The organism is Myxococcales bacterium (genome assembly GCA_016720545.1).
GTDB lineage: Bacteria > Myxococcota_A > Polyangia > Polyangiales > Polyangiaceae > JAAFHV01.
Genome location: JADKKK010000001.1, coordinates 334,429 through 346,813, shown reverse-complemented (window position 1 = coordinate 346,813; position 12,385 = coordinate 334,429). Strand labels below are relative to the sequence as shown.

Annotated in this window: 8 protein-coding genes; 6 read left to right on the top strand and 2 right to left on the bottom strand. The window is 67.4% G+C overall.

Features of this window, described 5'->3' with window-relative positions; genetic code table 11:
• The first annotated feature begins 10 nt into the window (after window positions 1-10).
• Window positions 11-724, top strand: coding sequence for a hypothetical protein (locus tag IPQ09_01360; GenBank protein ID MBL0192867.1), 714 nt, complete (start codon window positions 11-13; stop codon window positions 722-724).
• 33 nt (window positions 725-757) lie between these two features.
• Here the strand turns inward: IPQ09_01360 and IPQ09_01355 are convergent, their stop codons facing one another.
• Entirely contained in the window at window positions 758-1,132 is a 375-nt protein-coding gene (locus IPQ09_01355) for a YraN family protein (protein ID MBL0192866.1), read from the bottom strand.
• A 12-nt stretch (window positions 1,133-1,144) separates the two neighbouring features.
• Window positions 1,145-1,804 carry a hypothetical protein gene (locus IPQ09_01350; protein ID MBL0192865.1) on the bottom strand — a complete coding sequence of 220 codons (660 nt, stop codon included), beginning with the start codon at window positions 1,802-1,804 and terminating at the stop codon, window positions 1,145-1,147.
• 647 nt (window positions 1,805-2,451) lie between these two features.
• Between IPQ09_01350 and IPQ09_01345 the strand changes: the two genes are divergently transcribed.
• The 5 genes from IPQ09_01345 to IPQ09_01325 all read left to right on the top strand — a co-directional run bounded on the left by IPQ09_01345 (window position 2,452) and on the right by IPQ09_01325 (window position 12,301).
• Window positions 2,452-4,230 (top strand): hypothetical protein, encoded by a 1,779-nt coding sequence (locus tag IPQ09_01345; GenBank protein ID MBL0192864.1) that lies wholly within the window; start codon window positions 2,452-2,454, stop codon window positions 4,228-4,230.
• Window positions 4,231-4,232: 2 nt separating this feature from the next.
• Window positions 4,233-8,006 carry a hypothetical protein gene (locus IPQ09_01340; protein MBL0192863.1) on the top strand — a complete coding sequence of 1,258 codons (3,774 nt, stop codon included), beginning with the start codon at window positions 4,233-4,235 and terminating at the stop codon, window positions 8,004-8,006.
• 14 nt (window positions 8,007-8,020) lie between these two features.
• On the top strand, window positions 8,021-9,508 hold the full coding sequence (locus tag IPQ09_01335) for a hypothetical protein (protein MBL0192862.1): 1,488 nt from the start codon (window positions 8,021-8,023) through the stop codon (window positions 9,506-9,508).
• A gap of 314 nt (window positions 9,509-9,822) precedes the next feature.
• The gene (locus IPQ09_01330; GenBank protein ID MBL0192861.1) at window positions 9,823-10,062 is read left to right on the top strand and encodes a hypothetical protein; all 240 of its coding nucleotides are present in this window, start codon (window positions 9,823-9,825) and stop codon (window positions 10,060-10,062) included.
• Between the two features lie 94 nt (window positions 10,063-10,156).
• Window positions 10,157-12,301 carry an AgmX/PglI C-terminal domain-containing protein gene (locus IPQ09_01325; GenBank protein ID MBL0192860.1) on the top strand — a complete coding sequence of 715 codons (2,145 nt, stop codon included), beginning with the start codon at window positions 10,157-10,159 and terminating at the stop codon, window positions 12,299-12,301.
• Window positions 12,302-12,385: the final 84 nt, after the last annotated feature.

Genomic DNA, 12,385 nt, shown 5'->3' with positions numbered 1-12,385 from the left:
AGAGGACCCGATGAGCCGCCTATCCGCCGTCTCCATTTCGCCGTCGGCTCCGCGCTACAAGCGCAGCTTCAAGAACTACATCGTCGACTCGCGATTCCAGCTCCGTTACACGGGGTACATCATCGCCATCGCCCTCGTGATAAGCGCCGTCCTCGGGGCGTTCCTCGTGCGCACGAGCCAGAAGGTGGTGGCGCAGGGCCAGCAGGTCGTCGCCGAGAGCAAGAAGGTGAGCGACATCCTCGCCGTCCAGATCTCGAAGGACCCCATCTACGGGAGCGACCCCGAGCTCGCGAAGGCGTTCACGGCAGAGTCGACCACCGCCGCGAACGGTGTGGTCGCGCGCCAAGAGGCGCTCGCAGCCGAGCAGCGCACCATGATGCGGGCCCTCGTCGGCGGCCTCGGCCTCATGGTGGTGTTGATCGGGCTGCTCGGGATCTACTTCACGCACAAGGTCGCGGGGCCGGTCTACAAAATGAAGCTCTTGCTCACCGCGGTGGGCAACGGCAAGCTCAACTTCCAGAGCAAGCTGCGCAAGGGCGACGAGCTCCAAGACTTCTTCGAGACCTTCGCGACGATGGTCGAGAAGCTGAAGGCGCGCCAGGCCCGCGAGGTCGCCGCCCTCGACGCGGGGATCGAGGCGGCGAGAGGGTCCGGGGCGAGCGCCGAATCGATCGCCAAGATCGCTGGAGTTCGCGACGAGATGAAGGCCTCGCTCGAGGGGTAGGGAACGAACGCTTCGACTCGGCCGCCCGGGCGTTCAATCGGCGGTGAGCGCGCCCGCGAGGTGCTCTACCTTCACGCCCTCGCGAGACACATGCACAATGCACACGTCAATCCGCACGCGCGTGACCCCGGCGAGGTCGACGGGCGGGGAAGCGAGGAACCCCGCCGCGGCGCGCAGCAGGCGCCGCCGTTTCTCCGGCGTGATGCTCGCGAGCGCCCCGACGAGCGCGCCCTCTCGGCGCGCCCGCACCTCCACCAGCGCGACCAGCGCGCCGTCCCTCGCGACGATGTCGAGCTCGAGCGGCCCGATCCGCACGTTGCGCCCTAAAATGAGAAAACCGCGGGCGACCAGGTGGTCGCTCGCGGCATCTTCTGCAGCGCGCCCGAGGCTCTTCCCGGCGCGCGCCATCGGCCGAGCAGGCTACTTGCCGGCGTCGGCACCCGCCGCGGCGGGCTTGGCGCCCTCGACTTCGCCCTTGCACTGGGTCTTCGGGTTCGACTTGTCGCAGTCGCCGGTGCAGTCTACCGCGGGATCGTACTTGGTGTTCTGCTTGATGCAGTAGCCGCCGGTGAGGCCCTCGTTGCCCTGCCCGGTGGGGTCGACGAGCTGCTCGCACTGGAAACCGTCGGGGCAGGCGCAGTAGTTCGCGCCGTCGTCGGTGGCGCCCTTGGAGTTCGCGCACCGGCACGAGCAGTACACGGTCTTGTCGGCCACGCGGTTCAGACACTGCGGCTCGACCCGCTTACCCTCGGGCGAGTTCGCCACACCCTCGACCGGGCGGTTCGGGCTGCCCGGGAGCACGCACGCCTCGGACGAGATGCCGTTGCCCGTGGCGGTCTGGCCGTACGGACAAGACACGCGGCCGCGGAAGTGGTTCACGAGACACAGGCGGGTCTGGCACTGGAAGCTCTTGGACTCGACGTTGACCTGCTTCTGGCTGAAGCCAAGGAACGTCGGGTCGAACTCTTGCTCGGGCACGCACGGATCGCCGACGCCCGTCGACGAACAACCAGGGGCGGCGGCGACGACGGAACCGGTGCCGAGCAAGAGCACGGCGAAAAGCACGCGGGAGCGGATCATGCGGAGGCTCTCCAGGATCGAAAAAAATGCGAGATTGCGGCGTTCTACGAGGCGGCGGCCATCGAGGGGGGTTCACCGCGCGCGGCCCGGCGACCGCTGGTGCGGGAAGGTACCTCCCTCCGCCAAAACGCGTCAAGCGCGATGAGTGGCCCGCGCGAGGCGGGGCGGGGCCCGCGACCCTGGCGCGCCCGCTCCCAGGCGGCCGGACGCCGGTCGGGCGGGGGTCGACGATTCGGACCCAGTGGAGGTGCCCCGGCGTGTAGGGTGGTCGCGTGACCGAGCACCCGCGCGCGCACTCTCTTCCGTTCCGCCCCAAGGCGAGCGCGCCTCGCGCATTCTACACGCCCCGGACGGCGCCTCCACGGCGCGCGAACCGCCATGTGGGGGCGTATGTGGGTGCGCCTGGGTGAGACGGGGCCTGCCCGTTTCACCTTGACAAGCGGAAAGGAGCCTTCCTACCATGCCGCCCTCGGAGAGAGTATCCGCTCAACATCGTTGAGCATTTCGGCGCGAGGTGGCGCCTGGTTCGGTCAACGACCGAGCATTGCCTCGCAATTCCGCGGAGTTCGGCCCTGGCCGAGCTCTCCCTGACCCGGTCGCTCCCGCGCCCAACCCTTCGTGTCCCGGCACCCTCGAGGAATCCTCCCATGCGTATGTCCCTGGCGCGCGCGCGCAAGCTCCTTCTGACTGCCCTCCCCGTCGTGTCGTTGGCGCTCATCACCCCGCACGACGCGGACGCGCAGAAGGGTAAGAAGCCGGCGGCGGCCGCCCCCAAGGGCGGGGCGAAGCCCGGCGCGAAGCCCGGCGCTGGCGCCGCGGCGGCCGGGGCCGACATCGAGCTCGACGATCCCGCGACGCCCGCTCCGGCGAAGCCCGCGGACACCGGCCCCCCTCCCACCGCCGGCCAGATGACCGAGCCCGCCGCGCAGGCGAAGCGCCTCTTCGACGGCGAGAAGTGGCTCGACGCCGCGCTCGGCCTCTACCGCGTGTACAAGGGCGACACCCAGGACGACGAGGGCAACAAGCAGCTCGCCCAGTACCACCTGGCGATCGCCCTCTACCGCCTGAAGTTCTACCAGGCCGCGTACGGCATCTTCAGCGAGATCGCGGACAAGCCGAACCACCTGAAGTTCAACGAGACCCTGCTCTGGCTCTCGAAGCTCGCGACCGACCTGCCCGAGCCCGCCGACATCGTCGAGCGCGTCGGCAAGTACAACGACGCCGCGGTCGACAAGTTCAACAACGCAAACCAGCGCGACCTCTACTGGCAGCTCAACTACCTGCTCGGCCGGTACAAGTACCGCAACCGCCAGTACGCCGACGCGCTCCGGCTGTTCACGAAGGTGAGCCGCGAGTCGAAGTACTACGTCCGCGGCCAGTTCTTCAGCGGCATCTCGAACGTGCAGCTGCGCAAGTCGGTCCCGGCGGTGCAGTCGTTCCAGCGCATCGTCGGCGCGATCGACGAGGGCGTCGAGGGCGTCGACGACGACGCGCGTATGCGCGACCTCGCGTACCTCTCGATGGCCCGCACGTACTACTCGGCGTCGGTGCGCCTCGACGAGGGTGGCTCGCCCACCATCGACTCCACGAAGCTCTCGGCCGCGGTGAAGTACTGGAATAAGGTCGACGTCGGCAGCGAGTACTGGCTCGACTCGCTCTTCGAGGAGTCGTGGGCCTACTTCATGGCCGGTGACTACGCCCACGCGCTCGGCAACATTCACACGCTCCAGGCGCCGTACTTCCCGAACTCGTACTACCCCGAGGCCGAGGTGCTCCGCTCGGTCATCTACTTCGCCAACTGCCAGTACGACGACGCCGAGGTCATCGTCGCGAAACTGCAGACGAAGTACCAGCCCATCTACGACGAGCTCAACAAGGTCCTCACCCGATTCAAGGGCGACGGCCAAGAAGAAGCCTTCTACAAGTTTCTGAAGGACGTCCGCGACGGCAAGGCCGACCTCCCGCCGCGCATCAAGACCGTCGTGGAGAACGCCCTCTCCGACCGTCAGCTCCTCCGTCACCTACAGTACGTCCAGCTCCTCGACGACGAGGCCAACCGGTTCAAGAAGGCGCCGGGCACCTTCCGCGACTCGCCCCTCGGCAACGACACCAAAGACGCCCTCCAGCTCGCGCGCGACATCGCCGTGCGCAACGCAGGAACCCTCGCGAAGGAGCGCTACCAGCGCAACCTCGACGAGCTCAACGAGCACCTCCGCGACAGCGCGAAGATCCTCATCGACATCACGTCTGCGCGACGCAATCAGCTCGACCAAGCCATCGCCGGCAGCCAGGTCACGGCCAAGGAGTCGGAGCGGAACATCGTGAAAGCGGACGACGAGCACGTCATCTGGCCGTTCGACGGCGAGTACTGGCGCGACGAGCTCGGCTTCTATCGGCAGACCATCACCTCGAAGTGCGGCAGGTAACGATGAATCGCAAAACTTCTTTCGTCTCGCTCGGCATCCTCCTCTCCGCCTCCGCGGTCGAATTCTCTGCGTCCGCCCAAGGGATGTGCATCGAGGAGAAGGCCAAGAAAGAGCTCAACGCGTGCGCCGTCGCCGGCCCGAAGGAGTTCGCGGCCCACGGCAAGGGCACCCAGGCGAGCTTCCGTGGGGTCGCGCCCGTCGGCGACAAGAAGAAGACCGACAACAAGCCGCCCGCGCCGGTCGTCAACGACGTGCCGCGCGACGAGCGCAAGAGCCGCCTTCAGGCTCGCCAGCGCGCCCTCCTCTTCACGGAGATCCAGGGCATCGAGCGCCTCTTCGGGAACACCCCTCGCAACGCCGCCGACCGCGTCACCCTCGGGCGTCGGCTCGCGGAGGCCTACGTAGAGCTCGAGGCGGCGGCCTTCCGCGACAAGACGAACGCGGAGATCGAGCGCGACGGCCTCCGGAAGACCAACCCGGCGGGAGCGGGCCAGAAGCAGGCGCTCGCGAACCAGGCCGACCAGATCATGAAGTCGGCCCGTAACCAGGCCATCAAGTACTACACGCTGGTCAAGAACGACTACCAGGACTACGCCCAGCTCGACGAGGTCCTCTACTACCTCGCCTACGAGCACGAGCAGGCGAGCGACTACAAGATGGCGCGCATCGTGTACCTCGAGCTGAAGGACAAGCGTCCGAACTCGAAGTACATCCCGAACGTCTACCTGGCGTTCGGCGAGCTCTTCTTCAACGAGGCGCAGGGCGATCCCAGCAAGTGGGACCTGGCGGCGCAGGCGTACGAGAACGTCATCAAGTACCCGGCGCCTGGCAACAAGGTGTACGGGTACGCCTGGTACAAGCTCGGTTACGTCGCCTGGAACAAGGGTGAGTTCGAGAAGGCGATGAACGCCTTCAAGAAGACCATCGACTTCGGCAAGAACTTCTCGCAGCTCCCCGGCGCGACGAAGCTCGCCGACAGCGCGCGAAAAGACATCGTGCCCGTGTACGCCATGAAGGGTGACCCCACCCAGGCGTACAACTTCTTCCACAACATCTCGGGCGACACGACGGGGAACGACAACACCTTCAAGATGATGGACGATCTGGGTAACAACTACCTGGACACCGGCCACTATCCCGAGGGGATCATTCTCTACAAGGACCTCATGAACCGCGACAAGAGCGGCGCGAGGACCTGCATGTATCAGGCGCACATCACCGAAGCGACCATGGCCATGAAGTCGTCCAACAAGGACGCCATCAAGGCCGAGATCGAGAACCAGGTGAAGCACTACAAGGAGTTCAACGCGGGTAGCCAGAGCGCCGAGGCGAAGCAGGCGTGCGCCAACAAGACCGCGTCGATCACCGCCGAGACGGCGATGTCGTGGCACCTCGAGGCCGCCGGCTCCGGCGGGCAGCGCGGCACGAACGACCCGAAGACGAAGGCGCTCGCGGCGTACCTCTACAAGAAGGTCGTCGACACCTTCGACGCGAAGCAGTTCGCGACGTTCACCTTCCCGCGCATCGTGAAGGAGGACTGGCCCACGATCTACAAGATCAAATACAACATGGCTGACCTCCTCTACGCCGACGAGAAGTGGGCCGAGTGCGGCCCTGCCTTCGACGCCGTCGTCGCGGAGAACCCCACGGGGCCCGACGCGCCCGAGGCCGCGTACGCGTCGGTGCTCTGCTACCAGAAGATGTACGACGCTTCCCACCCGAAGGCGGAGGCCCGGAAGGGCATCGGCCAGCTCCCCGGAAAGAACAAGTCGGAGGAGGAGAAGCGGAAGAAGGAAGAGGAGGCCGCGGCCCTCAAGCCGAAGGAGTTCACCGAGCAGCAGAAGGGCATGGTGCAGGCGTTCAACCGCTACATCTGCTACATCAAGCCGCCGGCCAACGACAACACGGGCCAGGAGCAGCTCGTCGAGGTCAAGTACGCGCGCGCCCGCACGTACTTCGAGGCGAAGCACTGGGAAGAGGCCGGCTCCGCGTTCCGTGACATCGCGCTCACCAACGCCGATCGCGACGTGGGCATCTACGCGGCGCAGCTCTATCTCGAGAGCATCAACGTGCTCGCGTCGCAGTCGTCGCGGCCGTCGTGTTACGACGACATGGCGACCGACGTGCCCAAGTTCCTGGAGCTCTACTGCAGCCCGGACAAGGTCGCGAAGAACCAAGAGCAGTGCACCAACCTGAACAAGGTGCAGGTCGACATCCTCCGCCTGAAGGCGCAGAAGCTCGTCGAGATCGCCGACAAGCAGGGCGGCAACCAGGCGCTCGGGCAGTACGAGGCGGCGGGCAACACGTACTTCCAGATGTTCCGCAAGTACTGCCAGGATCCGGTCGCGGCCGGCCAGGCGCCCCAGGCCGACCGCTGCGACGAAATCGTCTACAACGCGGCGCGCGCCTTCCAGGCCGCGCGCCTCATCGCGAAGGCGATCGACGCGCGCCAGGCGCTGCTCGCGTTCGACGCGCGCTCCACCACCCACTCGCCGCTCGCCAAGAAGGCCACCTACGAGATCGGCGGCAACTACCAGGCGATCGCGGTGTACGAGCTCGCGGCCGACTGGTTCGAGAAGTACGTCGAGCTGGACCCCAAGGGCGACAAGGCCGACGCCGCCCTCGCCGACGCCACGCTCCTCCGCCTCGGCCTCGGCCAGGAGGACCTGGCCATCAAGGACGCCGCCAAGTTCAAGAAGAACTATGGTGCCAGCAAGCCGGCGCAGACCGCGTCGATCGCCTTCGCGATCGGCGCGCACTACGCCGAGAAGGCCGAGGGCCTCCGCGCCGCCGACAAGGAGGGCGAGTGCCTCAACGGCGAGGAGTGCATGGCCTGGGAGAAGGCCCGCAACTCGCTGCAGGGCTCGATGGGCGTGATCGACAAGGCGCCGCCGGACATCCAGGTCCAGGCGCACGTCACCCTGGCGCGCACGTACTCGCACATCAAGAACGGCGTGCGCCAGGCGAAGGGTGAGTACGCGAAGGTCCGCAGCCTCTGGGCGAACCCGGCCGACGCCGAAGCGAAGATCCGCGCCGCCTACCCGGCGGAGGACGCCGGCCAGCAGGACAAGCGCCTCGCGAAGGCTCTGAACGCGGTGGGCGAGGCCTACTTCGTCATCGCCGAGGAAGAGCGCCGCGCCGTGGTCGAGCCGCTCGTGTTCCCCGAGTACAAGGGCGTGGGTACGAAGGAAGACGTGCTCAAGCACATCGGGGGCAAGGTCAAGGAGTGGTACACGAAGAAGAAGGAAGCGATCGCGAAGGTCGAGCCCTCTTACGTCAAGATCCTCGACCTCAAGCCCGTCCCCCCGCCGAAGTGGGTCATCGCTGCCGGCTCTCGCTCGGGGCTCATGTGGGGTCGGTTCGTGGAGGACTTCCGCAAGGCGCCAATCCCCAAGGCGTGGAAGACCGACCCCGAGATCCGCGGCACGTACTACGACGCGCTCGACGCGGCGAGCGAGCCGTTCAAGGTGGGCAACGCCAAGCCGGCGCTCAAGAAGTGCCTCGACCTGTCGGTGAAGTACCAGTACTTCGACAACTACTCGCGTGACTGCGAGGTCTGGTTGGCCCGCAACTACAAGTCCGAGTACCACGTCGTCGACGAGCTCCGTGGCGCACCCACGCTGTCGAACAGCGGTCTCGACGAGAAGAACCCGCCGATCCTGATCGGTGGACAGGCGTGGCGTCCGCCGAGCGCGGCACCCACCGAGAAGGCAGGCGCCGAGACCCCGGCCGCCAAAGAAGCGCCCAAGAAGCCCGCCGCGGGGAAGAAGAAGTGAAAAGGAGCGTCGCGATGAAATCCAAGCTGGGCATCCTCACGGCGAGCCTCTTCGTGTTGGCCCTCACCGCTTGCGGCGGCGGGGCCAACGTCGAGGTCAAGACTCCGGGGAAGACACCTCCGCCCCCAGGCAAGCCTGTCACGGCGGGCGAGGTGGTGAGCGAAGGCGCGCAGGCCAAGTTCAACGCCGCCATCGAGACGATGGTCGGCCACGACAAGGCGGCCGACTGGAACGACGCCGCTTGCGGGGAGGTCGCCAAGAAGTTCGAGGAGGCGGCCACCGAGCAGAAGAGCAAGAAGTTCCCCGAGGCGACCTACAACGCTGGCCTCGCGTGGCAGCGCTGCGGAAACGACAAGGAGGCGCGTGCGCGCTTCACGAAGGCGCTCTCCGACGACGGGAACTTCCACTTCGCGAAGGTCCAGCTGGCGCTCTACGACTTCAAAGCGAACTCCAACGAAGACGCGGCGATCGCCACGCTCCAGCAGGCGGTGCTCGACGCGAAGTTCCAGAACGTCCCGGCGCTCGTGAACCTCGCGATGTTCCAGATGCAGCGCGACTCGGCGCAGGGCACGGCCGGCTGCAGCAACGACATGGAGTGCGCGAAGACGAACCTCCAGCGCGCCCTGGCGATCGACGACGCCTACATGCCCGCGTTCAACCAGCTCGCGCTCTACTACTTCCAGCTCGCGAAGAAGCGCGCGGGCGCGGTGAAGTCGTCGCAGAAGGGCGCTCGCGGCCGGCAGATCGCCACCAACGCGGCGATCGCCAAGCGCGCCGATGTCCAGCAGCTCGAGCTCGCCGCGCTCGTGTGCTCTCAGGCGATCCGGAAGAACCCGAACTACGCGCCCATCCACAACACCGCCGGCCTCATCCAGAACGAGCTCGGGCAGGTGAACAGCGCGGTGGCCGAGTTCGCCACTGCCGCTCGGCTCGACCCGAAGTTCTTCGAAGCGCAGATGAACTACGCGGCGGTCAACCTGTCGTTCCGCGGCTTCGAGCAGGCGGCGACTGCGTACCGCAAGGCGCTCGTCATGCGCCCGAACGACTACGACGCGCACCTCGGCTTGGCCCTCGCGCTCCGCGGTCCCATCCAGGCGACCGACGCGAACTACGACCAGGCCGTGGCCTTGGTCCAGGCCGAGCTCGACACGTGCAAGAAGCTCGACGCCGCGCGCCCGGACGCCTTCTACAACGAGGGCATCCTCGTGCAGGAGTTCAAGGCCAAGTCGGGCGCGGGCAAGGACGCGACCAAGGCGGCTCTCCTCCAGGCGAAAGGCATCTTCCAGTCGTTCGTAGAGAAGGCCCAGGGCAAGGGCGAGTACGACGGCGCCGTCAAGCGCTCGAAGGAGCGCGTGCAGGACATCGACGACACGATCCAGTTCCTCGACATGCCCGGCGCAGAGCCCGCTCCGGCGGCGCCTGCTCCGGCGGCCTCAGGGGCGGCGCCTGCGGCCTCCGGCGCGGCGGCCCCGCCGGCAGCCCCGCCGGCACCCAAGAAGTAGCCCGCACAAAAAAAACGCGAGATCCGGGAACCTGCGCCTCACCGCGCTGTCTACTGCACCCGAGACGCTCGCAACGTGCCCCGGAGCGCCGAAAGGTTCTCGGGGCACGCGCTTCTGAGAAACCCGCGGTATGCTGGAGGTCAGCTGCCGCTGGATTTTTACCAACACTCTGAAACGCAACGAGAAAACGCGCCACCGGGGCGAATTTTCCGCGCGCTCCCTCCAAAGGGTTGGTACATCGTGCGATGAGAAGGAGAACGAACATGGCGAATGCGAAGCGTCTCTTCGTGGGTCTTGTGGGTTTCGGAGCGCTCTTGCTCAGCACCTCTGCGTTCGCGCAGGGCGCTGGGGCTCCTGCTGCCAAGCCCGGCGCCGCCGGTGGTGGCGGGGGAGACGGCTACGGGTACGAGTTCTCCGACGACCCGCTGAGCGCGGGTGGCTTCGGCCCGAACGACGCGACGATTCGCGTTCGCCCCGGCCCGGTTCGCACCACGCTCATTCGCCCGCGAACGTCGTTCGTTCCGGAGATGTTGAAGTCCGTCGAGAACCTCTGACGGGCCACGTTCGCCAAACATTTCCCTCGTCCGCGAGGGCATTCATGCTGCGGCGCTTGCCGCAGAGCCGCTAGGAAGCGGCGAAAGGTCTGCGATGGAAGGCAAGGGCAAGGTCGCGCTCACGTTCGCGCTCTATCAGGGTGAGCAGCTCATCCGCCGCGACACGGTCGCGCAGGACATCGTCAAGGTGGGCAAGGACCCGCGGAGCCACCTGCGGGTGGACGACGAGCTCGCCTCGCGCATGCACGCCGTGATCGAGGTCGCCTCCGAAGGTGACATCACCCTCATCGACCTCGGCAACGAGCCGGGCACGATGGTGAACGGTCAGCGCGTCAACAAGTGCAAGGTTCGCCCGGGCGACCAGATTCAGATCGGCTCGACCACGATCGTGCTCGAGAGCGCGGGTCCCGCGGCCGAGGCCGCGGCCCCGGAGCTCGCGGCGCCAGTCGCGGCCCCCGCCCCCGAGGCGGCCCCCTCGTCGGGCGATCCCGGCGTGAATCCCTTCGCGGCGGCTCCCCCGGCCTCCAACCCGTTCGCGGCGGCGCCCGCGCCTGCGGCGAACCCGTTCGCGGCAGCGCCCGCTGCGGCGGCGAACCCGTTCGCGGCGGCTCCTGCGGCGAACCCGTTCGCGGCAGCGGCGGCGAACCCGTTCGCGGCGGCGCCCGCGAACCCCTTCGTCGCGGCGGCTGCCGATGCCGGCGTGGGCTACTCGCCCGGCGGCAGCGACTACGACCCGAACGCGCCTACCACCTACAAGCTCATCAAGAGCGGCCCCGAGGTGAACCCAGACGAGGTCGAGGTCGCGCACGTCGCCGCCCTCGAGGTCATGGTGATGTGGGACACGAACGTCCTCCACGTCTCGCACCTCTCTCCGCCGCGCTCGTTCTTCGTCGGCGAAGAGACGCAGGTCGTGTGTGACTACTTCGTCCCCAGCGAGGCCCTCGGCACGACTCGCGCGCCCGTGGTCGTCGCTCGCGGCGGCGCGGCGGCCCTCGTGATCTTCCCCCGCGCTACTGGCGCCGTCGAGATCCCCGGACAGGGCAAGGTGACCTTCCAGGAGCTCATCGCCTCGGGTCGCGCGCGTCCCTCGAGCGAGCTGTCGGGTGGGCACGAGTTCGATCTCCCTGCCAGCGCGAAGGCGCGGATGGAGCTCGAGGGTGGGCTCGTCTTCCAGGTCAGCACGGTCAACGCGGGCAAGGCGCCGCCGGCCGGCATCTTCGCCGGCGCGGATCCCGCGGCGTTCCTCTTCGTCGGGCTCTCGTCGTTGCTCCACATCGGCATCGTCGCGTCGCTGGCGTTCTTCATGCCGAAGATGAACCTCGACGACAGCGAGGCGATCGACCGCGACCAGATCCTGCTCATGCAGAAGATGCTGAACGCGGCGGCCGAGCGCGAGCAGGAAGAGAAGCCGACCGAGCAGGTCGCGGACAACAACGCCGACAACAAGGAAGGCGGCACGGGTACGCGCGCGAAGGGCGAAGAGGGCTCGATGGGTAACCCGAACACGAAGGCGACGGGAAACCGTTTCGGCGTGCAGGGCCCCGCCGACAACGCCGACCCCCACATCGCGCGACAGGCCGCGCTGAAAGAGGCGGCAGAGTTCGGCATGATCGGTCTGCTCAACGTTGGCGCCGGCGGCGATCCGAACGCCCCGACCGCTCCGTGGGGCAGGGAAGAGTCGTCCGGCAACGATCCCATGTCCGCGCGCGGTAACATGTGGGGCGACAGCATCGGCGACTCGTTCGGCGCGGGCGGCCTCGGCCTCTCGGGTGTCGGCGAGGGTGGTGGCGGTCGCGGCGAGGGCATCGGCCTCGGCAACATCGGCACCATCGGTCACGGCGCTGGCACCGGCACGGGGCAGGGCATGGGCAACGGCCATGGCCGCCTCGGCGGCTCGCACGCGACGAAGACCCCGAAGCTCCGTCAAGGCGCGACGCAGGTCAACGGTCGCCTCCCTCCGGAGGTCATCCAGCGTATCGTCCGCCAGAACTTCGGTCGGTTCCGTCTCTGCTACGAGAACGGTCTGCGCACGAACCCGGCGCTCACCGGGCGCGTCGCGGTGAAGTTCGTCATCGACCGCTCGGGCGCGGTCTCCACGGCCCAGGACGGCGGCTCCGACCTCAGCGATCGCGCGGTGGTGTCGTGCGTCGTCCGCGGGTTCGGCAACCTGTCGTTCCCGCAGCCTGAGGGCGGCATCGTCACGGTCGTCTATCCCATCACGTTCAGCCCTGGCGACTGATCGCCCCGCTGCACGCTCGCACGCCGCCCGCGCCTCACGGCTCGGGCGGCGTTCTCGTTCTTGATTCGTGGATTGCGAAGCGCG